At 71.1% G+C, this 23975-nt stretch carries 24 protein-coding genes and 4 tRNA genes; 10 read left to right on the forward strand and 18 right to left on the reverse strand.

What is annotated here, in order from left to right; all coding sequences use genetic code 11:
* Positions 1–113: 113 nt before the first annotated feature.
* From aroB to ACX80L_RS12210, 11 genes are all read right to left on the reverse strand, one after another.
* Complete coding sequence (aroB, locus tag ACX80L_RS12160) at positions 114–1208, reverse strand: 3-dehydroquinate synthase (RefSeq protein ID WP_459289953.1); 1095 nt, start codon at positions 1206–1208, stop codon at positions 114–116.
* The gene (locus ACX80L_RS12165) at positions 1198–1785 is read right to left on the reverse strand and encodes a shikimate kinase (RefSeq protein WP_459289955.1); all 588 of its coding nucleotides are present in this window, start codon (positions 1783–1785) and stop codon (positions 1198–1200) included. The genes aroB and ACX80L_RS12165 overlap by 11 nt, the downstream gene beginning before the upstream one ends.
* Entirely contained in the window at positions 1785–2993 is a 1209-nt protein-coding gene (aroC, locus tag ACX80L_RS12170) for a chorismate synthase (protein ID WP_133080593.1), read from the reverse strand. The genes ACX80L_RS12165 and aroC overlap by 1 nt, the downstream gene beginning before the upstream one ends.
* A 32-nt stretch (positions 2994–3025) precedes the next feature.
* Entirely contained in the window at positions 3026–3880 is an 855-nt protein-coding gene (locus ACX80L_RS12175; RefSeq protein WP_459289957.1) for a shikimate dehydrogenase, read from the reverse strand.
* Between the two features lie 21 nt (positions 3881–3901).
* Positions 3902–5134: an endolytic transglycosylase MltG gene (gene mltG, locus ACX80L_RS12180; protein WP_133080595.1), complete on the reverse strand. Its 1233-nt coding sequence runs from the start codon at positions 5132–5134 to the stop codon at positions 3902–3904.
* A complete protein-coding gene (gene ruvX / locus ACX80L_RS12185; protein ID WP_208741218.1) occupies positions 5131–5748 on the reverse strand; it encodes a Holliday junction resolvase RuvX in 618 nt (205 codons plus the stop codon). The genes mltG and ruvX overlap by 4 nt, the downstream gene beginning before the upstream one ends.
* 8 nt (positions 5749–5756) lie before the next feature.
* Complete coding sequence (alaS, locus tag ACX80L_RS12190; protein WP_459289959.1) at positions 5757–8435, reverse strand: alanine--tRNA ligase; 2679 nt, start codon at positions 8433–8435, stop codon at positions 5757–5759.
* A 155-nt stretch (positions 8436–8590) separates the two neighbouring features.
* Entirely contained in the window at positions 8591–8869 is a 279-nt protein-coding gene (locus ACX80L_RS12195) for a DUF6167 family protein (protein WP_459289961.1), read from the reverse strand.
* Positions 8870–8893: 24 nt separating this feature from the next.
* On the reverse strand, positions 8894–9268 hold the full coding sequence (locus tag ACX80L_RS12200; RefSeq protein ID WP_208741222.1) for a DUF948 domain-containing protein: 375 nt from the start codon (positions 9266–9268) through the stop codon (positions 8894–8896).
* A 158-nt stretch (positions 9269–9426) separates the two neighbouring features.
* The gene (gene rpsD / locus ACX80L_RS12205; protein WP_055771608.1) at positions 9427–10053 is read right to left on the reverse strand and encodes a 30S ribosomal protein S4; all 627 of its coding nucleotides are present in this window, start codon (positions 10051–10053) and stop codon (positions 9427–9429) included.
* A 422-nt stretch (positions 10054–10475) separates the two neighbouring features.
* Positions 10476–11945 carry a replication-associated recombination protein A gene (locus ACX80L_RS12210; RefSeq protein WP_133080600.1) on the reverse strand — a complete coding sequence of 490 codons (1470 nt, stop codon included), beginning with the start codon at positions 11943–11945 and terminating at the stop codon, positions 10476–10478.
* A gap of 51 nt (positions 11946–11996) precedes the next feature.
* On the opposite strand from ACX80L_RS12210, the gene ACX80L_RS12215 reads away from it, so the two are divergent.
* Positions 11997–12722: an acVLRF1 family peptidyl-tRNA hydrolase gene (locus tag ACX80L_RS12215; RefSeq protein WP_459289963.1), complete on the forward strand. Its 726-nt coding sequence runs from the start codon at positions 11997–11999 to the stop codon at positions 12720–12722.
* A 78-nt stretch (positions 12723–12800) separates the two neighbouring features.
* On the opposite strand, the gene rpe is transcribed toward ACX80L_RS12215, so the two are convergent.
* From rpe to ACX80L_RS12240, 5 genes are all read right to left on the reverse strand, one after another.
* Positions 12801–13463, reverse strand: a complete 663-nt coding sequence (gene rpe / locus ACX80L_RS12220) for a ribulose-phosphate 3-epimerase (RefSeq protein WP_133080602.1) — start codon at positions 13461–13463, stop codon at positions 12801–12803.
* Between the two features lie 70 nt (positions 13464–13533).
* Entirely contained in the window at positions 13534–15114 is a 1581-nt protein-coding gene (locus ACX80L_RS12225) for an RsmB/NOP family class I SAM-dependent RNA methyltransferase (RefSeq protein WP_459289966.1), read from the reverse strand.
* The gene (locus ACX80L_RS12230; RefSeq protein WP_459289968.1) at positions 15111–16076 is read right to left on the reverse strand and encodes a methionyl-tRNA formyltransferase; all 966 of its coding nucleotides are present in this window, start codon (positions 16074–16076) and stop codon (positions 15111–15113) included. Before ACX80L_RS12230 ends, ACX80L_RS12225 begins: the two co-directional genes overlap by 4 nt.
* Positions 16073–16678 (reverse strand): peptide deformylase, encoded by a 606-nt coding sequence (gene def / locus ACX80L_RS12235; protein WP_133080605.1) that lies wholly within the window; start codon positions 16676–16678, stop codon positions 16073–16075. The genes ACX80L_RS12230 and def overlap by 4 nt, the downstream gene beginning before the upstream one ends.
* A 137-nt stretch (positions 16679–16815) precedes the next feature.
* Positions 16816–17691: a cytochrome gene (locus tag ACX80L_RS12240; RefSeq protein WP_459289970.1), complete on the reverse strand. Its 876-nt coding sequence runs from the start codon at positions 17689–17691 to the stop codon at positions 16816–16818.
* A 194-nt stretch (positions 17692–17885) separates the two neighbouring features.
* Between ACX80L_RS12240 and ACX80L_RS12245 the strand changes: the two genes are divergently transcribed.
* The 5 genes from ACX80L_RS12245 (at position 17886) to ACX80L_RS12265 (ending at position 18701) form a co-directional block, all read left to right on the forward strand.
* Positions 17886–17959, forward strand: a tRNA-Gly gene (locus tag ACX80L_RS12245).
* Positions 17960–18011: 52 nt separating this feature from the next.
* Positions 18012–18082: transfer RNA gene (locus tag ACX80L_RS12250), tRNA-Cys, on the forward strand.
* A gap of 26 nt (positions 18083–18108) precedes the next feature.
* Positions 18109–18180, forward strand: a tRNA-Val gene (locus ACX80L_RS12255).
* 29 nt (positions 18181–18209) lie between these two features.
* Positions 18210–18283: transfer RNA gene (locus tag ACX80L_RS12260), tRNA-Gly, on the forward strand.
* 166 nt (positions 18284–18449) lie between these two features.
* Entirely contained in the window at positions 18450–18701 is a 252-nt protein-coding gene (locus ACX80L_RS12265) for an antitoxin (protein ID WP_208741005.1), read from the forward strand.
* Positions 18702–18798: 97 nt separating this feature from the next.
* Here ACX80L_RS12265 and zapE read toward each other — a convergent pair whose 3' ends face one another.
* The gene (gene zapE / locus ACX80L_RS12270; RefSeq protein ID WP_459289972.1) at positions 18799–19833 is read right to left on the reverse strand and encodes a cell division protein ZapE; all 1035 of its coding nucleotides are present in this window, start codon (positions 19831–19833) and stop codon (positions 18799–18801) included.
* 313 nt (positions 19834–20146) lie between these two features.
* On the opposite strand from zapE, the gene ACX80L_RS12275 reads away from it, so the two are divergent.
* Both ACX80L_RS12275 and ACX80L_RS12280 read left to right on the forward strand, forming a co-directional pair.
* Positions 20147–21064, forward strand: coding sequence for a sulfurtransferase (locus ACX80L_RS12275; RefSeq protein WP_459289974.1), 918 nt, complete (start codon positions 20147–20149; stop codon positions 21062–21064).
* The gene (locus ACX80L_RS12280) at positions 21061–21501 is read left to right on the forward strand and encodes a SufE family protein (RefSeq protein WP_133080610.1); all 441 of its coding nucleotides are present in this window, start codon (positions 21061–21063) and stop codon (positions 21499–21501) included. Before ACX80L_RS12275 ends, ACX80L_RS12280 begins: the two co-directional genes overlap by 4 nt.
* Here the strand turns inward: ACX80L_RS12280 and ACX80L_RS12285 are convergent.
* On the reverse strand, positions 21485–22753 hold the full coding sequence (locus ACX80L_RS12285; RefSeq protein WP_459289976.1) for an alpha/beta hydrolase family protein: 1269 nt from the start codon (positions 22751–22753) through the stop codon (positions 21485–21487). The two genes, ACX80L_RS12280 and ACX80L_RS12285, sit on opposite strands and share 17 nt — an antisense overlap.
* Before the next feature lie 89 nt (positions 22754–22842).
* Between ACX80L_RS12285 and ACX80L_RS12290 the strand changes: the two genes are divergently transcribed.
* Positions 22843–23328, forward strand: coding sequence for a universal stress protein (locus ACX80L_RS12290; RefSeq protein WP_133080612.1), 486 nt, complete (start codon positions 22843–22845; stop codon positions 23326–23328).
* A 14-nt stretch (positions 23329–23342) separates the two neighbouring features.
* Positions 23343–23768, forward strand: coding sequence for a peptide-methionine (R)-S-oxide reductase MsrB (gene msrB / locus ACX80L_RS12295; RefSeq protein ID WP_133080613.1), 426 nt, complete (start codon positions 23343–23345; stop codon positions 23766–23768).
* Positions 23769–23975 lie beyond the last annotated feature (207 nt).

The following is a 23975-nucleotide window of genomic DNA, read 5'->3' on the forward strand; positions in this document are numbered from 1 at the left end:
TGGGCCGGCCGAGGCACAGCGGGCGCGCGGAGTCGCGCCAAAAGTCCAGAAGCCAGTCTACCCCGCGCGGCGCGGCGGGCTCCCGTGGCCGTGCGGAGGACCGTCGCCGCCGCTCAGGAGGCGATCTCCTGATAGGCGGCGAAGAGCAGGGAGGTGTCGGGGACCTCGAGCATGCCGGGCCGGCCGATGCCGTCGAGCACGACGAAGCGGAGGAGGTCGCCACGGGACTTCTTGTCGCGGCGCATCCCGTCGAGGAGGGACGCCCAGCGGTCCCGGCGGTAGGTCACGGGGAGCCCGAGGGATTCGAGGATGGCCCTGTGGCGGTCGGCGTCCGCGTCGCTGAGCCGCCCCACCATCCGGGAGAGTTCGGCCGCGAAGACCAGGCCCACCGACACCGCGGCGCCGTGGCGCCAGGAGTACCGCTCGGCGAGCTCGATGGCGTGCCCGAGGGTGTGGCCGTAGTTGAGGTACTCACGGCGGCCCGTGTCGCGCAGGTCCTCCGAGACGACGTCGGCCTTCACCCGGATGGCGCGTTCCACGAGCTCGCGCAGCACCGGCGATGCCGCGTCCGTGGCGGCCGCGGTGTCCTGCTCGATCAGGTCGAGGATGACGGGGTCCGCGATGAAGCCGCACTTGACCACTTCCGCGAGCCCGGTCACGAGCTCGTTCTGCGGCAGCGTGCCCAGGGCGTCCAGGTCGGCGAGGACCGCCGCCGGCGGGTGGAAGGCGCCCACGAGGTTTTTCCCCTCGGCCGTGTTGATGCCCGTCTTGCCGCCGACGGCGGCGTCCACCATCCCGAGGAGGCTCGTGGGAAGGTGCACCACCCGCACGCCGCGCAGCCAGGTGGCTGCGACGAACCCGCCGAGGTCCGTCACCGCTCCGCCACCCACCGTGACGACGGCGTCGGAGCGGGTGAAGTCGTTCTGGCCGAGCACCTGCCAGCAGAAGGCGGCCACCTGGATGTGCTTGCCCTCCTCGGCGTCCGGGATCTCGGCCGTCACGGCCGTGAAGCCGGCATCGGCGAGTTCGGCACGCACGGTGTCTCCCGTGGCGCGCAGGGCACGCGGGTGGATGACCAGCACGCGGCGCACCCGCTCCCCGAGGATCGCCGGCAGGCGGCCCAGCAGTCCCCGTCCCACGACGACGTCGTAGGTGTTCTCGGGAGTGCTGCCGGTCACCGGGATGATGGTCGCGTCGTCAGTCGACATGGGGTTGCGTCCCGCTTTCGTCGTTCGGGTGGATGATCTGTGCCGGGACGACGTCACGGTCGGCCCGGTGGTCTCGGGGCAGTTCCTGCAGCACTGCGTCGGCGACGGCGCGCACCGAGCGGCCGCGCGTGTCGATGGTGATCGACGCGAGGGAGGCGTAGGTGGGACGGCGCTGCGCGTAGAGCTCCTGCCAGCGCTCGGCCGGACTCCCCGCGAGGAGGGGACGGGCGGTGTCCGCGCTGATGCGGGGCAGGACGGTGTCGATGTCGGTGTCGAGGAACACCACGGTGGCATCGGCGAGCAGCGCACGGGTCCGCGGATGGAGCACGGCTCCGCCACCGAGGGAGACGACGGCGTCGTCGGTCCTCAGGGCCTCGCCCACCACGTCGGCCTCGATGCTCCGGAAGAACTGCTCACCCTCGCGGGCGAAGAGGGAGCCGATACTGCCGTGCCGTTCGACGATCACGCGGTCCGAGTCGATGAAGGGGACGTGCAGGCGCTGCGCGAGTGCGCGCCCCACCGCCGACTTGCCCGATGCCATGGGCCCGATGAGCACCAGGCGTGAACGGGCCTCCATCACACGCCGGCGGAGTCCAGGAACTCCGGGATGTTCTCGAGGTAGCTCTGCAGGTTGCGGGCGGTCTCCGCGAGGGAGTCGCCGCCGAACTTCTCGGTGACCGCCTCGGCCAGCACCAGCGCGGTCATGGCCTCGGCGACCACTCCCGCCGCCGGCACGGCGCACACGTCGGAGCGCTGGTGGTGGGCCCGGGCGGCGGCACCCGTGCTCACGTCCACCGTGCGCAGTGCGCGCGGAACCGTGGCGATGGGCTTCATCGCGGCGCGGACGCGGAGTGCGTCGCCGATGCTCATGCCGCCCTCGATGCCGCCCGCGCGGTTGCTGACGCGGACGATCTTGCCGTCCTCGTTCCGGACGATCTCGTCGTGTGCGGCGGTTCCGCGGCGCGCGGCGGTCTCGAACCCGTCGCCCACCTCGACACCCTTGATGGCCTGGATCCCCATGAGGGCGGCAGCGAGGCGCGAGTCGAGCCGGCGGTCCCAGTGGACGTAGCTCCCGAGTCCCGGCGGCAGGCCGTAGGCGACCACCTCGACGACTCCCCCGAGGGTCTCGCCCTCCTTGTGCGCGGCGTCGACCTCGGCCACCATCGCGTCCGAGGTGTCCCGGTGGAAGCACCGCAGCGGGTCGGTGTCGAGCGCGATGACGTCGTTCGGACCGGGCAGGGGCGCGTCCTCGGGGACGGACACGGAGGCGATGGACACCGTGTGGCTGACCAGCCGGATGCCGAGGCCCTCGAGGAACTTCGCGGCCACCGTGCCGAGGGCCACGCGCGTGGCGGTCTCGCGGGCACTCGCGCGCTCGAGGACAGGGCGAGCCTCGTCGAAACCGTACTTCTGCATGCCCGTGAAGTCCGCGTGCCCCGGCCGGGGCCGGGTGAGGGGTGCGTTGCGTGCCGAGGCGGCGAGTTCGGCGGCGTCCTCCTCGCCGAGCGGATCCGCGGACATGATCTTCTCCCACTTGGGCCACTCGGTGTTGGCCACCTCGATGGCCACGGGTCCGCCCTGCGTGAGGCCGTGGCGCACGCCGCCGAGGATGCGGACGGAGTCCTGCTCGAACTTCATGCGGGCTCCGCGCCCGTAGCCGAGGCGGCGGCGGGCCAGTGCTTCCTGGATGTCGGTACTCGTGATGCCCACTCCCGCGGGCATGCCCTCGATGATCCCGACCACGGCGGGGCCGTGCGATTCTCCTGCCGTCAACCAACGCAACATGGTTTCCATATTGCCATGCAGCACTGCAGGCTTCAGTGCCGGGGGGCGCCCACTGCGTCACACATCACGTTTAAGACCGTCGCGCTGTCCTGCCCGAGGTCCGGGAAGAACAGGCGGACCTGTTCGACCGCCTGGTGGAGCAGCATGTCGAGGCCGGGCACGATCGTGCCGCCGGCGCGCTGCCAGTCCGCTGCGAGGGCGCTGGGCCATGGGTCGTAGGCGACGTCGAGCAGCGTCCCGTCCGTGCGGAAACCGTCCCGGAGGGGGCAGAGCGCGTCCGCTGCCCGGGGCGGGAGCGTGGAGATGACGACGTCCGACTCCGCCAGCGCCCGTCCTGCCCCGCCCCAGGGCTCGACCGTGACGCCGATGCCGAGCGCGGTCCCGATCGTCGCCAGCCCGGTGGCCGCCTCCGGCCGGCGCACGAGCACCGTGACCTCGGTCGCACCGAGCCGGGCGAGCCCCGCGACGGCCGCGGCAGCGGTGCCACCTCCCCCGAGCACGGCGGCCCGCTCGGGCCGCCGGACGCCGGCGGCGGCCAGGGCGTTCGCCACTCCCGCGACGTCGGTGTTGTGTCCGGTGAGGACCCGGTCCGCGCCGTGCCCTTCGACGACGACGGTGTTGACCACCCCGAGCACCGACGCCGGGTCCGTGGTGTGGTCGACGAGCCGGGCCATGCCGCCCTTCAGCGGCATGGTGACGGACAGTCCGCGCCAGCCGTCGGAGCGTCGCACTCCGGCGACGAAGTCGGTGAGGTCCGCTTCAGCGACCTCGACGGCGGTGTAGGAGCAGTCGATCCCCAGGGCCCGGTACGCCGCCGCGTGGAGCAGCGGTGACTTGGAGTGGCCGATGGGGGAACCGACGACGGCGGCTCGGAGACGCGGAGGCACCCCCGGTGCCGTCCAGGGCACCTACTCGCACCGTCCGGCGTTGTCGGCGCACCAGGCGTCGTACTCGGCGACGTAGCGCAGGTGCTCCGCGTAGGTCTCGGAGAACTTGGTCTCGGCCGTGTCGAGGTTCACCGTCACCCAGAAGTAGAACGGCACGTCCGCCGGATTGACCGTCGCGTCGATGGCCTCGTCGCTCGGGGAGCCGATGGGACCCTTCGGCAGGCCGGGGTTCGCGAAGGTGTTGTACGGGTTGGACGTGTCCGCCTTCTCCTCGGGCGTCAGCTGGTAGGTCCGCTTGCCCAGCCCGTAGGCCACGGTGGCGTCGGACTGCAGGAGGCCGTTGGTCTCGGTGTTGCCGGGCGTGAGGCGGTTGTTGATCGAGCCGGCCACGGTCGCGTAGTCGCCCTCGCCGGCCTCGGCCTGCACGATGCTCGCGATGGTGAGGATCTCGTACTGCTTGTTCGGATCGGTGACGCCGTCCTGCGCCAGGCGGTCCGTCGTGGCCTTGACCATCTCGGCGATGATGTCGGTGGCGCCGGCCTCGACGTCGAAGCGGTACTCCCCCGGGTGCAGGTAGCCCTCGAGCGAGAGTGCCTGCGGCGGGAGGCCGAACTGCGTCGGTGCGGCCGCGAGTGCCTCGAACTCGGCGCGCGGGATACCCGTCGATTCGGTGAGGATGTCGAAGACCTCGTTCTGCCGGAGGTCCCGCGCGACGGCGGCGTAGGACACGAGGGACGGGTCGGCGCCCAGCAGCGCCTCCGCGGCATCCGAGGAGGACATCTGCAGGCGCATCTCGTATTCGCCCGGCTGGACCTCGCGGCCCTCCGCGATCGCCGAGAGCGCCGTGACGAAGGTCGCCGAGTCGGCGACGATGTCGGCGGTCTCGAGGCCCTCGCCGATCGCGAGGGCACCGGCCCCCGAGGGGACCGTGAACACGGTCTCCTCGCCGCCGGGCCCTGCGTAGTCGGTGACGTCGTCGAGTCCGAGGAAGTCGCGCAGCATCATCGCGGCGCCGTAGACCGTGCCCGCGAACAGCATGAGGACGACGAGCATGACGACGGTGCGGCGCAGGCGCCGTCGCTGCCGCATCTTGGACGACTGCGGCCGGCGGTCGGGCCGCGGGTCGTCCTGCGCGGCGAAGAACTCCTCGACGGGCTCGGGGTGGGCGTACCCCTCGTCCCCGGCGTGGGTCCCGGGGCCGTGTCGGCCGTCGGAGTCGCGGGAGGCGGGAGACTGGCCGGTACGGTTACTCATGACTCCGGTTCCCTCGTGCTCGACGAACTGTCCTTGATAACTGGCTCCTCAGTAGGGGTCGGCGGGAGGCCCTGAGCGACCTCTGCCTCACGCACAGGAACCGGATCCCCCACGTCCCGTCCACGTGAACGTTGCATGTCGATGGCGTGCTGGAGAATTTCGACAGCAGCCACCTGATCCACCACTTTACGATGCTCGCGGCTGCTCAGACCAGCCGCGTGGAGCGAACGGTGGGCCGATACCGTGCTCAGCCGTTCATCGACCAAGCGTACCGGCACCGGGTGGGACTGGCGGATCAATTCCTCTGCCACCAGGCCGGCATAGGTCCGGGCCATGTCGGCGGACGCGCCCTCCCGGCCGCTGAGGTTCTTCGGAAGTCCCACGACGATCTGGACGACGTCGCGTTCCACGGCTTCCCGGACGAGGATCCGGACGTCGCTGTTCTTGCGCGCGTCGCGCTTCAGCGTCCGGATGGGGGTGGCCAGCAGGCCGTCCCGGTCGCAGCCGGCGAGCCCCACGCGGACCTGCCCGACATCCACTCCGAGCTTCGGACCGCGGGGATAGGGAGCGGCGTCCGGGTTCCCGGTCGCCGCTCCCGCGCCGTCGTCCGTCATGGGAGGCGTCAGCGTTCCGCTACAGCCGTGCGGATGGCGGAGAGTGCGTCGGGGATGCGCGAGGCGTCCGAACCGCCGCCCTGCGCGACGTCGTCCTTGCCGCCGCCGCCGCCGCCGAGGATCTTCGCGGCCGTGCGGACCAGTGCTCCGGCCTTCACGCCGGCGGTCCGCGCCGCCTCGTTGGTCGCGACGAGCACGAGCGGTCGGTCCTGCGAGACGCCGGTCGCGGCGACCACGGCCGGCTCGGATCCCAGGCGTCCGCGCAGGTCGAGCACGAGCGTCCGCAGTTCGTCCGCGCCGCCGATCTCGCCGGCGTCGTGCGCGACGAGGCGCACGCCGTCGACGTCGACGGCCGTGTCGACGAGCGAGCCCGCGGCCGCGGCGAGCTGTTCCTTGCGGAGCCGGTCGAGTTCCTTCTCCGCGGCCTTGAGCTTGTTCAGGGTGGCGGAGAGGCGCTCGGGCAGCTGGGCGGACGGCACCTTCAGCATGTCGGAGAGCTCGGAGACGAGGGCCCGCTCGGCGGCGAGGTGCCGGAACGCGTCGAGCCCGACGAGGGCCTCCACGCGCCGGTTACCCGATCCGACGGACTGCTCGCCGAGGAGCGTCAGGCTGCCGATGAGCGACGTGGACGCCACGTGCGTGCCGCCGCACAGCTCGCGGGAGAACTCGGCGTTCATCTCGACCACGCGGACGGTGTCGCCGTACGCCTCACCGAACAGGGCCGTCGCGCCGAGGGCCTTGGCGTCCGCGAGGGACATGATCTTCGTCTCGACCTCGTAGTTGTTGCGGATCGCGATGTTGGAGACCTCCTCGATCTCCGAGCGGGCCGCGGCGCTGATGCCCTCGCCCCAGGAGAAGTCGAAGCGCAGGTATCCGGCCTTGTTGAAGGACCCGCGCTGGAGCGCCTCGGGACCGAGGATCTCGTGCAGGGCGGCGTGGACGATGTGCGTCCCCGAGTGGGCCTGCTCCCCTGCGTGGCGGCGCTGGCGGTCGACGGCAGCCGTCACCGTTGCACCCTGGGCGACCTCGCCCTCCCGCACGACGGCGCGGTGCACGCTGAGGCCCTTGACGGGCCGCTGAACGTCGAGGACCTCGACGACGAAGCCGTCCCCAGTGATCAGGCCGACATCTGCCGCTTGGCCGCCCGCCTCCGCGTAGAACGGGGTCTGGTCGAGGACGAGCTCGATCTCGTCGCCCTGGAGCGCGCTCGGGACCGACGCGCCCTTGTCGAGCACGCCGATGATGGTCGCCTCGGACGTCAGCTCGTCGTAGCCGGTGAAGATCGTCTGGCCGCGTCCGAGGAGTTCGTTGAAGACCGAGAGGTCGGCGTGGCCGGCCTTCTTCCCGCGGGCATCCGCCTGGGCGCGCCGGCGCTGCTCGAGCATGAGCGAGCGGAAGCCGTCGGCGTCCACGGCCAGTCCCGCCTCCTCTGCCATCTCGAGGGTCAGGTCGATCGGGAAACCGTAGGTGTCGTGCAGCGTGAAGGCGTCCTGGCCGGACAGGGGACGTTCCTCGGCGAGCGACTCCCGGACGGCTTCCTCGAGCCGGGCCGTACCCGAGGCGATGGTGCGCAGGAATGCCTTCTCCTCCGCGTACGCGATCCGGCTGATGCGTTCGAAGTCCTTCTCGACCTCCGGGTAGACGCCCTTCATCGCGTCCCGGGACGCCGGCAGGAGTTCGGGCAGGCACGCCTTCTCGACGCCGAGGAGGCGCATGGCCCGGACGGCGCGGCGGATCAGGCGGCGCAGCACGTAGCCGCGGCCCTCGTTGGAGGGGGTGACGCCGTCGGCGATGAGCATGAGGGAGGACCGGATGTGGTCGGCGACCACGCGCATGCGGACGTCGTCGGTGTGGTGCGGGTCCTCGGGCGACTCGGCGCTCGTGTAGGCCTTGCCGCTGAGAGCCGCGGCCCGGTCGAGGACGGGCCGGACCTGGTCCGTCTCGTACATGTTCTCGACGCCCTGCAGGATCATGGCGAGGCGCTCGAGGCCGAGGCCCGTGTCGATGTTCTTCTTCGGGAGCTCGCCGAGGATCTCGAAGTCGTCCTTGCCGGTGCCCTCGCCGCGCTGGTACTGCATGAACACGAGGTTCCAGATCTCCACGTACCGGGCGTCGTCGGCTTCAGGGCCGCCGTCCACTCCGTACGCGGGTCCGCGGTCGTAGAAGATCTCGGAGCAGGGACCGGCCGGGCCGGGCTGCCCGGTGGACCAGTAGTTGTCCTTCTTGCCCATCTTCTGGATGCGCTCGACCGGGACGCCGATGCCGTCACGCCAGATCTCCAGGGCTTCCTCGTCCTCGTGGTAGACCGTGATCCAGAGCCTGGACGCCGGCAGGCCGAAGCCGCCGTCGGCCACGTCGCTGGTCAGGAGCTGCCAGGCGAGGCGGATGGCGTCGGCCTTGAAGTAGTCGCCGAAGGAGAAGTTGCCGCACATCTGGAAGAACGTGCCGTGGCGGGCGGTCTTGCCGACCTCCTCGATGTCACCCGTGCGGATGCACTTCTGCACGCTGGTGGCCCGGCTGTACGGCGCCACTTCGCGGGCCGTCAGGTACGGGATGAAGGGCACCATCCCGGCGACCGTGAAGAGCAGCGACGGATCGGAGGAGATCAGTGACGCCGAGGGCACGACCGTGTGCCCGTTCTTCTCGAAGTAGCTCAGCCAGCGACTGGCGATCTCGTGGGACTTCATGGGGCAATCCTTCAGTGGTTGGTCGGGACGCGGTGGACCGGTCGGGGCGCCGGGGCGACCGGACGCGGCGCGGCATGGCGTGCCACCGGTGCGACGCCCGGGCGCGGGACGCGTTCCCCGCGGGGCCGTCGGTCGGGCTATGGGGCTGCGCGGTGCTAGCCGAGGGCGCGGCGCGGCGCGGGGAGCGTCCCGCCGGACACCTCGGCGCCGGGAGCGGCCGGCTGCTGGACGCCGAGTGCGGCGCGCAGGTCGGTCTCGCGCTCCGACATGGCCGAACGCAGGGCGTCGGCGAAGTCGGCGATGCTGTCGCTGATCTGCCCGACGGCGCGGTTCAGCCCCTCGGGGCCGAGGGTGGACTTCGCCTGCGACACCTTGCGCACGGCGACGACGCCGATCGTGATGCCGGCTGCCAGCCAGAAGGCTCTTCGAATCATCGTTCTCTCCGGTTCTTTGGTGGGCTAGCGGCTGCGACGGCGTCGTGCAGGCGCCTTGCGGCCCGCGAGGGCCGAGCGGACACCGTAGGAGAACGCCGACACCTTGATGAGCGGGGAGCCGATGGTGGCGGCGACCAGCGACGACAGGGCGGAGATGTTGGCCGACGCGTCGGAGACGTTGGAGGTGATGCCGTCGACGGTCTTGAGCTGCTGGTGGGTGGTGCTCACGGTGCTCGTGACCTCCTCGATCAGCGGCGTCGTCTCGTCGGTGACGGTACGGATCGCCTTGCGCAGTTCGTCGAACACCCGCCCGAGCTTCCAGATCGGCACGGCCAGCAGCAGCACCAGGACGGCGAACACGCCTGCAGCTATCAGGCCCGCAATATCTCCACCTGACATGGGCGGTCTCCTTCTACACAGGGGTGCACCGCCTCCGGGGCGGGCGTGGGAATTCTTGCTCTTAGTACCTTACAGAACGAAGAGCCCGCGGCGTGTGCCGCGGGCTCTTGGTCCACACTTCGTCCCGCGCCGGCGGAGACGACCGTCAGCGGAGGGGATCAGCGTGCGTAGTACTCGACGACGAGCTGCTCTTCGCAGGTCACGGGGACCTCGGAGCGCTTGGGGCGACGCACGAGGCGTGCCTGGAGCTTGTCGAGCTGGACGTCCAGGTAGCCGGGGACGGCGGGGAGGACGTCGCGGTGCGCACCAGCGGCAGCAACCTGGAGCGGGACCATGGTCTCGCTGCGGCTGTGGACGTGGATGAGCTGGCCTTCGGCCACGCGGAACGACGGGCGGTCCACGCGGGCGCCGTCGACCATGATGTGGCGGTGCACGATGAGCTGGCGGGCCTGTGCGCTGGTCCGGGCGAAACCGGCACGCAGCACGAGGGCGTCGAGACGCATCTCGAGCAGCTCGATCAGGTTCTCACCGGTCAGGCCTGCGGTGCGGCGGGCTTCCTCGAAGATGCGGGCCATCTGCGCTTCGCGGATGTTGTACTGGGCGCGCAGGCGCTGCTTCTCACGCAGACGTACGGCGTAGTCGCTGTCCTGCTTGCGACGCGCACGGCCGTGCTGGCCCGGCGCGTACGGCCGACGCTCGAGGTACTTCTCTGCCTTGGGGGTCAGGGCGATGCCGAGGGCCCGCGAGATGCGGACCTTCCGGCGGGCACGTGTGTTGTTAGCCACGTCTACCTTTCGATTTTTTGCGGCGAAGAAACGGACCGGCGCCACGGGGGCGTCCGCACTTCCTGGTGTCGCTGGCCTCCACTTGCGGAGAGCCGGGATTGGCCGCTTCCCGGTACTACAGTCCGCCGCGACCCTGGCCGCCACCCCGCGCGGCGCAGCAGGAGACCTGCTGGTGAGCATGGGAGAGGAGGCTGGTACACGACGACTTGCCAGTCAGCGTCCCATCCTACCAGCGAGGCAGGGCGGGGCCGAATCAGGCGGACCGGGACCGACTCCTACCCCCTCGATCTCCCTGCAGGGAGGAGGACCTCGTCCTCCTCCCTCTCCGACGCGACACGCAGCATGGACGAGGAGCTCCGCCGCGACGGCGACCGGCCGACGGGCACGGGGATCTGAAGGATGACCACGGTCGTCCGTGCGCCCTATCTCCCCCGGATGATGCGGCGCAGTCTGGACAGCCTCGAGGCGATGTCCCGCTCGGCCCCGCGATCGGTCGGCTGGTAGTAGTCCCGCCCCACGAGATCGTCCGGCGCGTACTGCTGCAGGGCGATGCCGTGCGGCTCGTCGTGCGAGTAGACGTAGCCCTTGCCGTGGCCGAGCTGGCTCGCGCCCGGATAGTGTGCGTCCCGCAGATGAGCGGGAATGCCCTGCCCGCGGCCCGCCCTGACGTCCGCGATGGCGGCATTGATCCCGTTGTAGGCCGCATTGGATTTCGGGGCCGTGGCAATGTGCACCACCGCCTCGGCCAGGATGATCCGGGCCTCCGGCATGCCCACGAGCTGGACCGCCTGCGCTGCCGCGACGGCAGTCTGCAATGCCGTCGGATCGGCCATCCCGACGTCCTCGGACGCCGAGATCATGAGGCGCCGGGCGATGAACCGCGGGTCCTCCCCCGCTTCGAGCATCTTCGCGACGTAGTGGAGGGCAGCATCGACGTCGGAGCCCCGGAGCGACTTGATGAACGCGCTCGCCACGTCGTAGTGCTGGTCCCCCGCGCGGTCGTAGCGGAGCGCAGCGACGTCCACGGCTTTCTCGGCGTGGGCGAGCGTCACGAGGACCGGGAGTGGCTCCTCCCCGTCCTCGCTGTCGTCCTGGTCCGCACGGGACGTCGACGCGGGTGCATGGCCTGCGGGCGCCGTCCCGTCGCCGGTGCCGGACAGTGCGACGCCGGCAGCCGCCTCGAGCGCCGTCAGTCCCCGCCGCGCGTCGCCGGCCGCGAGACGGACGAGGTGCTCGAGCGCCTCCTCGGACACCTCGACGGTGCCGGCCAGACCGCGCTCGTCGTCGACGGCGCGCTGCAGGAGGCCGCGGATGTCCGACTCGTCGAGCGGCCTCAGGGTCTGCAGCAGCGAGCGGGACAGCAGCGGCGACACCACCGAGAAGGACGGGTTCTCGGTGGTCGCGGCGATCAGCACCACCCACCCGTTCTCGACGCCGGGCAGGAGGGCATCCTGCTGGGCCTTGTTGAACCGGTGGATCTCGTCGAGGAACAACACGGTGGTCTGCCGGTACAGGTCCCGGGAGGTCAGGGCGTCGTCCATGACCCGCCGTACGTCCTTGACGCCGGCCGTGATGGCCGAGAGTTCGACGAACGTGCGGCCCTGGCCCCGCGCGATGACGTGGGCGAGCGTCGTCTTCCCGGTACCGGGCGGGCCCCACAGGATCACCGACGACGGCGCTGCGTGCGCTCCCGGATCGTGCTCGCCGGCGAGCGTGCGCAGCGGCGAGCCGGAGCCGAGCAGGTGCTGCTGCCCGACCACCTCGTCCAGCGAGCGCGGACGCATCCGGACGGCGAGGGGGCTCCGCGGGCGCACCGTGCCCGGCGCGCGCGGTCCGTCGGACGGCGCGTCGTCCGCCTCGTCATCCGCAGCCGCGCTGAATAGATCATTCACAGCGTCAACGTTACTGTGGGCCACTGACGCAGGCGGCACGAGAGGCGGAGCATGTCCACCACCCGATCGGTCCTCGTCGAGCCCCATCGGCTCGCGGGCTGGCTGTTCCGCTTCGAGGCACGCAACGGTCCCTACACCGCCCTCCGGGCCCCGGCGTCCCCGAGCGCCGGTGGCACGGTCGCCGGCGTCAGGATCGTCGCGCGCAACGGCTGCTCGGCCGTGCTCGCCCCGCCGCTTCCCGGTGGCCCTGCCCCGGCAACCGCGCCAGGAGCCACGCCGGCCGGCGCCGGCCGGTCCGCCGCGGAGGTCCTGCCGGATCTGCTCTCGGACCTCGTGCACGGTGTCGCCCCCGACCTCACGGTCGGGCTCCTCCTGATCAGGCGCGGCGGGTACTCCGTCGGCGTCGCCAGGTCGGGCCAGGTGCTGTCGTCCAAGACCGGCACGCGGTACGTCCAGGGCAGGACGGCGGCGGGCGGCTGGTCCCAGCAGCGCTTCGCGAGACGCCGGGCGAACCAGGCGGACGCCCTGGTGGAGGAGACCGCCGCACGCGCGGCAGCACTGTACAGGGCCGATCCGCCGTCGTGCCTCCAGCTCGGCGGCGACAGGGCGCTGGCGGAATCGACCCTCGGCGAGCCCGTGCTGGCTGCCTTCGCCGGGCTCCCGCAGGTCCCCTTCGTCACGGTCCCGGATCCCCGGTTCGCGGTGCTGAAGGACGCCGCGAGGACCGCGCTGGCCGTGCGGATCACGGTGACCGATCCGCCGGACCCGAAGGCCTGACGGAGCGGACCGGACCGCGGGACCCGGCTGCACCGGGGTTGTGTGCCACCGTCGTCCCCGCTGTCCTCGGACAGGGGTCTAGCTCTCCTGACCGGCGGCCGAACGCAGGGCGGCGATCGCGGTCGAAGCGTCGTCCGCCCCGTAGACGGACGAGCCGGCGACGAACACGGTGGCCCCGGCATCGGCTGCGCGGAGGATGGTCTCCTCGGTGATGCCGCCGTCCACCTGGATGACCAGGGGCAGGCCCGCACCCCGGACGGCGTCCGCGGCACGGCGGATCTTGGGCAGCGTGAGATCGAGGAAGGACTGTCCCCCGAATCCCGGCTCCACCGTCATGACGAGCAGCATGTCGAGCTCGGCGAGCATGTCGAGGTAGGGCTCCACCGGCGTCGCGGGCCGGAGTGCCATGCCCGCCTTCGATCCTGCGCCGCGGAGTTCGCGCGCGAGCTTGACCGGGGCGGCTGCCGCCTCCGCATGGAAGGTCACCGACGCGGCTCCGGCCTCCGCGTACTGCGGGGCCCAGCGGTCGGCATCCTCGATCATCAGGTGGACGTCCAGCGGCAGCGGACTGACCTCCTGGATGCGCCGCACGATCGGGAGTCCGAGCGTCAGGTTGGGGACGAAGTGGTTGTCCATGACGTCCACGTGCACCGCATCGGCCGAGGCGATGCGCTGCAGCTCCGCCTCGAGGTTGACGAAGTCCGCGGCCAGGATGCTCGGGTTGATCCGGAGGGAGGTCACAGCGGTTCCTTTCGTTGCCCTGCTCGGGTTTCGGACGGTCGACGGCGTCCGCGGGGGACTCCGTCCATCCTCACAGAGTCCTGCGGATGAGCGCGAGGTACATCGCATCGGTGCCGTGCACGTGCGGCCACAGCTGCGCACTCGAGCCGTGTCCGGCGTCGAGGGCTCCGCCGACGCTGACGGCATCCAGGGCGGCTCCCGCATCGAGGCGCTCGAAGCCGGTCCGTCTCCTCAGGGAGTCGTCGACGACGGCCTCGGTCTCCGCGTGGTGCGGTGAGCAGGTCACGTACGCCACCACTCCCCCGGGCGCGACGGCGTCGAGGGCCGAGGCCAGCAGCTCGCGCTGGAGCGGCGCGAGTGACACCAGATCCGACGGCTGCCGGCGCCACCGGGACTCGGGGCGGCGCCGGAGCGCGCCGAGTCCCGTGCAGGGGGCGTCGACGAGCACGCGGTCGTAGCTCTCCGGCTGTTCCCGCCCGACGTCGCGCCCGTCCCCCACGCGGACCGTCCACGAGTCCGCGGGCAGGGGCCGCAGCGCCTGCCGGACGAGCTGGGCGCGGTGCGGCACCGGCTCGTTCGCGGTGAGGTGGACACCGCGGTCCTGCCCGATCGCCGAGAGCAGTGCCGTCTTGCCGCCGGGGCCGGCGCAGAGGTCCAGCCATTGCTCGGGACCGTCCGACCGGCGGTCGCCGAGGTCGACGGCGGCCAGCGCCCGGGCCACGAGTTGCGAACCGGAATCCTGCACGCGGATGGTGCCCGTGGACACCCCGGGGAGGCGGCTGACGTCGCCGCCCGAATAGTAGGCCGACCCGGGAGCGAGGCGTCCGGGTTCCGCGCCCTCCGCGAGGGCGTCGTCGAGCGTGGCGAGGCCCGGCAATGCCACGAGGTGCACCACCGGCGCTGCATTGTCGGCCGCCAGGAGTGCGTCGATCTCGGCGACGTCGCGGCCGTGGGCCACGAGCGCCTGGCGCAGGGCCCGGACGATCCACTCGGGGTGGCTGTGGCGCAGCGCCGCGATCGCGGTCGCGTCCGTCATGCCGTCGACGAGCTCGCCGATCCAGCCCTCGAGGTCGTGTGCGGTCACCTTGCGCAGCACCGCGTTGACCAGCGACGAGGGCCCGGCACCGATCACGGCGCGCACCAGTCCGACGGTCTGGTCCAGCGCGGCGTGCGCCGGGACGCGCATCGCCAGAAGCTGGTGGACCCCGATGCGCAGCGCGTCGAGCACGGCGGGATCGAGTTGACCGAGCGGCCGGTCGACGCAGCGGGCCAGGACGGCGTCGTACGTCCCCTGGCCCCGCAGCGCGCCGTAGGTCAGCTCGGTGGCGAACCCGGCGTCCCGGCGGTCCAGTGCGTGCTTGCGGATGCTCGCCGGCAGGACGAGGTTCGCGTAGGCGTCCTCGGCGGCCACGGCGCGGAGGACCTCGAACGCCACGAGTCGAGCGGGATCGGCGCGGCGGGTGCGCTGCGAGGGCGCGGCCGAGGAGAACTGGCGGTCCCCGCCGCGGTTGCGCTCCCGGCCCTGCTCGTTGCGGCGGAGCGCGCCGCCCTGCCCCCGGCCGGCCTGGTTGCCCGATCCGCCGGTGCCGCCGGATCGCCGGGACGGGCCGTTCCCTCCGGATCCGCTGTTCGTTCCTCCGGTACCGCTCACTCGAACACCAGCTCTCCGCGCGCCGCGCCTCGTGCCCAGTCGAGGGCCTTCATCATCTTCTTCCCCGCCGGCTGGACGCTGCCGAGGACCACCGGTTCCGTGCCTGTCCCTACCCGGACCTCCCGGCCCACGACCTGCAGCGCGCCGGGCGCGGGTGGGCCCCCGGCTTCCGGCTGCGCGGTCTCCCCGCCGGGGTCTCCCGGGGCGGGGTCCCCCGCGACGGGCGAGACGGGACCGAGTTTCACGCGCTGCCCCTCGAGCGTCGTCCACGCGCCGGGCTCTGGGGTGACGGCATTGATGCGGCGCCGGACGGCGACGGCGGGTTCCGACCAGTCGATGCGGGCGTCGTCGATCCCCAATTTCGGAGCGAAGCTCGGTTCGCCCGACTGCGGCGCCGCCTCGACCCGTCCGGATGCGATGCCGGAGAGGGTCTGCACGAGCAGCACGGCACCGCTGTGCGAGAGGCGCTCGAGGACCTCACCGCTCGTGGCCTGCGGTTCGAGCGTCTCGGTCATCACGCCGAAGACGGGACCGGTGTCGAGTCCCTCCTCGAGGCGGAACGTCGTGGCACCGGCGACGTCGTCCCCCGCGAGGACTGCGTGCTGGACGGGTGCGGCACCCCGCCATGCCGGCAGGACCGAGAAATGCAGGTTGATCCAGCCGTGCTTCGGCACGGCGAGTCCGGCCGGCGGGACGATGCCGCCGTAGGCGACGATCGCCGCGGCGTCGAGGTCGAGCGAGGAGAGCTGCTCGAGCAGCTCCGGAGTGAACCGGTTCCCCTTGAGGACCGGCAGCCCGAGCTCACCCGCGGCAGCTGCGACGGGGCTGGGGGTCAGGACCTTCTTGCGGCCCAGCGGCGCGTCGATGCGTGTGAGCACGGCGGCGACGTCGAACCCCGCGTCGACGAGCGCCCGCAGGGAGGGGACGGCGACCTCGGGCGTTCCTGCGAAGAGGATCCTCATCGGGTGGTCCGGCCGAAGGTCCCTGCGCGGCCCGGGGTCGATGCCGCGCCGGGGGTGAAGCTCGAACCGAGCGACCGGGACCGCTCGGCGGCCGTGCGGGACGTGACGCTGTTGTAGTCGGCGCTGCGGATCGCCCGAAGGGCATTCCGTCGGTCCTCGCCCTCGAGCCGGTCGATGTAGAGGGTCCCGCGCAGGTGGTCCGTCTCGTGCTGCAACGCCCGGGCCAGCATGCCGGTCCCCTCCACGGTGATCTCCTTGCCGGTCAGGTCCTGTCCGGTGACGCGGGCCCGGTCCGTCCTGTCCACGAAGCTTCCGAGCCCCGGGACGGACAGGCAGCCTTCGACGTCGGACTCCCCCTGGGAGGGTCCCGTGAGCTCGAGGACCGGATTCACCACGTGGCCCTCCGCGCCGTCGACGCGGTAGGTGAACACCTGCAGCCCGATCCCCACCTGCGGCGCGGCGAGCCCTGCCCCCTGCACGTCGATCATCGTCTCGGTCATGTCCTCGATCAGCCGGGCGAGGTCGGGACCGAAGTCGGTGACCTCTGCTGCCGGTGTGCGGAGGATCGGATCGCCGATCATGCGGATACTCAGGACGGCCATCGGTGTTCGGTTCCTCGCTTCGCGGAGTGCGCGCAGGGCGCGGGATCATCGGCACCGCGGCACTCGTGCTCGCCGCGGCTCCCGTCAATCCTAGTGCCGGGGCGCTCGGGCGCGCGGACTTCGGCCCGGTCGGCCCCTCAGGCGGGAAGCGCGGGCTCGGCGGGGGCCGTCTTCGTGGGGGGCGGTCCGATCGGGAGCAGGGCGCGCCCGGCCTCCTCGGCCTCGAGCCCTGCCGCCCAGGCCCGGCGCAGGGCGCAGAACCGCAGCCAGTGGTTCCGCAGCACGGCGGGGTTGGCCCGCATCGCCCGCACCTCGGTCTGGCCCACGGCCACGCCGAGCAGCAGCGGCTGGTCGTCGTGGACCCACGGCCGCCATTCGCCCTTCTGCGGATCGACGAGGGATTCCTGCGCCTTCATGCCGGCGACCAGCTGCATGACGACCTTGTCGTCCAGGGCCTTCACGAAGCCGTTCCGGTCGGTGTTCTTGGTCTTGTAGTCGATGAGGCAGGTCCTGCCGCCGATCGTGGCGATGAGGTCGAGGGTGCCCGCGTAGCCCAGCTCCGTGTTCCACACCGTCAGTTCCGGCTCGACGGGACGCACGTCGTACAGGTCCCACCACTCGTCGAACCGCTGCGCGAAACCGCCCTCACCGTTCTCCTCCAGGGCCAGTCGGGCAGCCTCGAGCTCGTCGGGGCGGCCGAGGGCGCGCAGGGCAACCTGCTCGCAGTAGTGATGGACCCGGGTGCCGCGCAGTGCCGCGTCGTCACGGTAGCGCTCGGCGGCCGACGCCGCGTCCCGGACCGCCGTCCTGAGCTCGGCCGGATCGCCCAGCGCTCCGGGCAGCCGCGGATCCCGCGACAGGGCACTGGCCGCCATGTGACCGAACCAGCCACCGAGGGAACTGGGCAGTTGCGAGATGACGGTGGTGATGGACGGCACGGACGGCTGCTCGGTCGTGGAGCGGGCGTACATGCGGCCGTGCGGCGTTGCGTGTGCAAGGAGCGGGGCGGTCATGGCTCCAGTCTCTCAGGCTCCTCTGACAGCGGGATGCAGGCGAAGGGGCGTCCCGGGGCCCCGCCGAGGCAGCGCGTCCGCCCGCCGATTGGACGAACTCCCGAACGTCCGATAGAGTTTTTTCTCGTTGGAAAACGAAGAAACACCGCGAAATGCTCAGCAGGTAGCGGGAATTCCGGGTTCTTCCTTCTTCTGCGGACGTAGCTCAGCTGGCTAGAGCACCACCTTGCCAAGGTGGATGTCGCGGGTTCGAATCCCGTCGTCCGCTCGCAAGTCACTGTATGGCCGGATCAGTCCGGTGGCCGGAGCGATCCGGTCACGGTGGGGTGGCCGAGAGGCGAGGCAGCGGCCTGCAAAGCCGTATACGCGGGTTCGAATCCCGTCCCCACCTCACTACGGTACGAGCACCATGAAAATGGGCGATTGGCGCAGCGGTAGCGCGCTTCCCTGACACGGAAGAGGTCACTGGTTCGATCCCAGTATCGCCCACGAAGGCGCCCCCTCGGGGGCGCTTTTTTGCGGACGTAGCTCAGCTGGCTAGAGCACCACCTTGCCAAGGTGGATGTCGCGGGTTCGAATCCCGTCGTCCGCTCTTTCCGGCCGATTGCGGCCGTTGCCCGGTCCTGGCGAGGACCGGGCATTTTTTGTGCTCAGCCCCGAGCGAACTCCTCCGTTCTCCCGCCGGACCCCGGGGATCCTCCTCTATGCTTGGAGCAGCGGAAACGGTCCTGCGTTTCCACGACCGAAAGGAGGTGTCCGTGGGTTTATTGGACGGGCTCAAGGGCAAGGCCGGCACCCTCGCGGGTAAGGCGACCGAACTCATTGGCGATAATTCCGACAAGGTGAAGAACGGCATCGGGAAGGCTGGCGACTTCGTCGACAGCAGGACCCATGGCAAGTACTCGCACCACATCAACGGAGTGCAGACGAAGGCTTCGGGGATGGTGGACAGGATCGACAAGAAGGACGGCAAGGGCGACACCAGCCCTACCCCTCCGCCGGCCGTGTAATTCCCAGCCTGGCAATAAGGAAGCGCCGGTCCCGCCGAGAGGCGGCACCGGCGCTTCTTGCGTTCCCGCCGGAGGCGGCGGGAGGACCGCGATGGGCCTAGTGGACGACGTCGCTCCCCTGCCGCGCGAGGGCGGTGAGGCGGGAGACCGCCCGGTAGTACTTCTTCATGTAGCCGCCGCCCATCATCTCCTCGGTGAAGAGGTGGTCGAACGTCGTGCCGCTCGCCATGATCGGCACGTCCCGGTCGTAGAGCCGGTCGGCCAGGACCACGAACCGCAGGGCGACGGACTGCTCGGTGATCGTGTCCACGTCGTGCCAGGCGACGGCGTCGATCCCGTCGAGGAGCTGCCGGTAACGGCTCGGGTGGACGTCGGCGAGATGCCGGACCAGGTCCCCGAAGTCGTCCTCCGCCAGGACGCCGCCGGAGTAGGCGTCGATGCGCTCGCGCAGCGCGGCGTCGTCGAGCGCTGCCGGGGCCTGGGGCAGCCCCCGGTGGCGGTAGTCCTCGCCGTCGATCCTGGCCACCTCGAACTGGTCCGCGAGGACCTGGATCTCGCGCTGGAAGTCCTCGGCTGCGAAGCGCCCGTCCCCGAGCGACCCGGGAAGGGTGTTCGACGTCGCCGCGAGCTTGACGCCGGCGTCGGCCAGTTCGCGCATCAGCCGGGACATCAGCACCGTGTCCCCGGGGTCGTCCAGTTCGAACTCGTCGATGCACACGAGGCTGTAGCCGCTGAGCGCGTCGACGGTCTTGCGGAAGCTCAGCGCTCCGACCAGGTTCGTGTACTCGACGAAGGTGCCGAACGCCTTGCGGCCCGTGGATGCGTGCCAGAGCGATGCGAGCAGGTGCGTCTTGCCGACGCCGAATCCGCCGTCGAGGTAGATCCCCGCCCGCGTGGTGGTCTTCCTGCCCCCGCCGAACAGTCTGCGGAATCCCGAGGGCTCGGGCTCGTCGACGGAGGAGGCGAACTCGCGCAGCTTGGTCACGGCGGCAGACTGCGACGGCTGCTGGGGGTCCGGACGATACGTGTCGAAGGACACCTCGCCGAAGCGGGGCGACGGGTAGAAACCGCCCAGCAACTCATCGACGGAGACCTTCGGGGTGCGCGCTGTGAGGTGTTCGGTGGCTGGCACGGATCTGGACCGCTTTCTCTTTCCGGCTGGGTGTCGCGAGGCCCCCGCGGGAGGCCGCTTCGCTAGGCAAGACTACGGCAAGGCGGTCCGTGCGCCGGTGGTCCGTGCCGCTCCCGCAGGTCCTTGACCGGACGCGGATCGGACGCGGATAGCACGCGGGGTACCCGGCGCCGGTCCCCCCTGCACCGGCGCCGGCACCGGGAATCGCGGCCCCGGCCGCACGCTGGGGAGCCGGAAGCAATCGGGCGGGCGCGTGGTTACGCTAGGGAGGAAGAGACGCTCCTTCGAGCAGACAGCTATGCGAAAGGCCGCAATGACACTGGCTCCAGATACGCAGGACAAGTTCGCCGAGTACGCCCATCCCGAGCGGCTCGTCTCCACCGACTGGCTCGCCGCCAACCTGGGCGCCGAGGGTCTGGTGGTCGTCGAGTCCGACGAGGACGTCCTGCTGTACGAGACGGGGCATGTGCCCGGCGCCGTCAAGATCGACTGGCACACCGAGCTGAACGACGAGGTGACGCGCGACTACCTCGACGGCGCCGCGTTCGCACGCCTCATGGCCACCAAGGGCATCTCCCGCGACTCCACCGTGGTGATCTACGGCGACAAGAGCAACTGGTGGGCCGCCTACGCCCTCTGGGTCTTCACGCTCTTCGGCCACGAGGACGTCCGGCTGCTCGACGGCGGCCGCGACAAGTGGGTGGCCGAGGGCCGGGAGCTCACGACGGACAAGCCGGACACCGCACCGAGCGACTACCCGGTCGTCGAGCGCGACGACGCACCCGTGCGCGCCTTCCTCGGCGATGTCCTCGACCACCTCGGGAAGCCCCTGATCGACGTCCGCTCGGGCGACGAGTACACCGGGGCCCGCACCACCATGCCCGCCTACCCGGAGGAGGGCGCGATGCGCGGAGGGCACATCCCCACCGCGCGCTCCGTCCCCTGGGCGCGTGCGGCCGCCGAGGACGGGACCTTCCGGACGCGCGCGGAGCTCGACGCCATCTACCGCGGCGAAGCCGGCCTGCAGGACGGCGACGACGTCGTCGCCTACTGCCGGATCGGAGAACGGTCGAGCCACACGTGGTTCGTCCTGACGCACCTGCTCGGCTTCCCGAACGTGCGCAACTACGACGGCTCCTGGACCGAATGGGGCAATGCTGTGCGCGTACCGATCGTCCGGGGCACCGAGCCCGGCGACGTGCCCGCGAGCCCGGTACGGGCGGCCCGATGACCACCGGGGCCGTCCCGGCGAAGCTCGCCGAGATCATCGACGACTTCCAGGACCTGACGGAGCCGGACCGGCTGCAGCTCCTGCTCGATTTCTCCCGGGAACTCCCGGACCTGCCGGAGCGCTACGGGAACCACCCCGAGCTCCTGGAGCAGGTGGTCGAGTGCCAGAGCCCGCTCTTCCTCACCATGGAGATCGGCGAGGAGCCCGAGCGCCGCGTGCACCTGTTCTTCTCCGCCCCGCCGGAGGCTCCCACGACCCGCGGATTCGCCGGCGTGCTGCTCGAGGGACTCGACGGGCTGCCTGCCGCGGACGTCCTCGCCGTTCCCGACGACGTCCCCGACCGTCTCGGCCTGACCCGGGCGATCACCCCGCTGCGCATGCGCGGCATGGCCGCGATGCTGGGCCGGATCAAGCGGAAGATCAGGGAAGCGCAGTAGTCTCCGGGCCGGGCACCTTCCCACCGGGGAGGGCCCGGCCGTTCAGGTGTGCGTCCAGCCAGCGTTCGACGACGGCCTCCCACCGTTCCGGATCGAGGTTCCACTCCTTCGTGTGGCGGGCGCGGTGGAACCGCTCGAGGGTGACGAAGGCCGGGTTCCTGGCGGCCAGTTCCGCCGAGGGCCCGATGGGCACGAACTCGTCGTCCTCGCTGTGCAGGACGAGCGTGGGCAGGGTCAGCTGCTCGGCGCGGGCGATCCAGTCCATGCTCTTGAGATCCAGTGGGGCTGCCAGTCCGGTGATCCGCCGTGCGCGCCGGCTGGCGAGGAGGTACTGCCCGAACCGCCCGACAGGGGCGGGGATCCGGTTCAGCTCGGCGTGGTGCGCGAGCACCTCGATCCAGTTGACGACGGGGCCGTCGAGCACCAGCGCGGCGATGCGCCGCCGGTGCCGGGAGAGGTCGGCGGTCTGCAGGACGATCGCGCCGCCCATGGACCAGCCGAAGAGCACGACGTCGCGGGCACCGGAGGACACGGCGAAATCGATCGCGGCGTCGACGTCGTGCCACTCCGTCATCCCGAGGCCGTAGCGGCCGTCCGGCGCGGACGGCGCCTCGCCGTCGTTCCGGTAGGACAGGACGAGGCTGGTCATGCCGAGCCGGCGCGCCGGCGGTACGGCGCGCAGCGCCTCCGCCCGGGAGGCTCCGCGGCCGTGCACCATGATGGCCCAGGTACGGGCAGGAGCTTCAGCGCGGACGAGCCAGGCCGGGGCCGAGCCGCCCTCGACGGGGATGCTCACCTCCTCCTCGGCGAAACCCATCGCGGCCGGTGACGGGTAGACGGCCCCGCCCCACCACCCGCGGGTCGCCGAGGTCAGGTCGCCCGCATAGACCTCCTCCACCTCACGCTCCACCGTCCCCTCCCGGGGCACGTAGGACCGGATGGCGCCCACGCGGGCGTGGCCCGCTCCCCCGTCGAAGTGCAGGCTGTAGGTACCCTCGATGGTCGTGTCCTCGTTCGCGGGGAGGATCACGGTGCGGTTGCCCGCCTGTCCGACCACCGCGAGGATCTCCAGGTTCTCGTCGCGCCTGCGCGCCGGTGTGACGATCTGCCGGGCGAAGTACACGGCGAGCCCGGACACCGCGCCGGCCGCGGAGGACGCGAGCGCGGCTCCCGCGCCCACCCCGAGTGCGGTCCACTTGAGCCAGGGAGCCCGAACCCGCTGCGTCGCGGCCGTCGACGTTCCAGTTGCCATAGCTCCATTTCTACCCTGCGCCGCAGGCGCCGTCGATTCGCGGCCCTGCAGCACCGCGGGCGGGCGGGGCGCCGCAGTACAGTGGCGCCATGAGCCGAACAATACTGGTGCTGACCGAGGAAGCCCTGACCCACCCCGATCTCCGGAACCTGCGGACCCTGCAGGGTGAGGACCCCGCCGAGGTCGTCGTCCTGATCCCCGAGGACCGCAACGAGTCCGTCCTGGGCGAGTTCTTCCGCCACCTGAGCCTCCTCGAGGTCGGTGAGGCGTTCCGCTCGTTCTCCGGCGACGACCGCCGCCATGACGAAGCCGCCGCCCGCACCGCCCTCGACGCGTCCCTCCGCCTGCTGCGGGACGAGGGGTTCGCGGCGGGCGGGCGCACGACGACGGGGAATCCCGTGGACGCCCTCGTGCGGGAGGCCACGGAGAGTGGGGCCGAGCAGGCGGTGGTGATCACGCGTCCGCACGCCATGGCCGACACGTTCCACACCGACTGGGCCAACAGGGCACAGGACAAGCTCGGTATCGCCGTGCTGCACCTGTACTCGGGTTCGGGATTTATCGGCGACTCGTAGGCGTTGCACCGGATATGACTACCGAACGCGACACCTACCGGCCCGAGATCGAGAAGTCCGATGACGAGTGGCGCCGGGAACTGACTCCCCAGGAGTTCCAGGTCCTGCGCAAGGCGGGCACCGAGCGCCCCTACACCGGGGAGTACTACGACGCGAAGACGGCCGGCACCTACGCCTGCCGCGCCTGCGGTGCCGATCTGTTCACGAGCAACGAGAAGTTCGACTCGCACTGCGGGTGGCCCTCGTTCTGGGCGCCGCTGGCGGACGACAGGGTGCGGTACCTGCATGACAGGTCGATGGGCATGGAACGCATCGAGGTGCGCTGCGCCAGATGCGACTCCCACCTCGGGCACCTGTTCAAGGGCGAGGGCTTCGACACCCCCACGGATCAGCGGTTCTGCATCAACTCGATCTCCATGAAGCTCGTTCCGGCGGAGTAGCCCGGACGAGAGCGTGCGGAAAGGCCGGCCGCGAGCCGGCCTTTCCCGTGTCCGGCGTGTCCGGGTACGTCCCTTGTGCGTCCCATAGCGGGGAAAGCCGGTCTGGTCCTCTCCCGCGGTCGTCCGCCTCCGAGCATAAGACTTTCTGGAACTTCTCCCTTCGGAGTGTAAGAGGAGCTGTCCTGGTTGCTACGCTCGCGGCAACGG

The organism is Arthrobacter sp. MDT1-48-3, assembly GCF_054511015.1.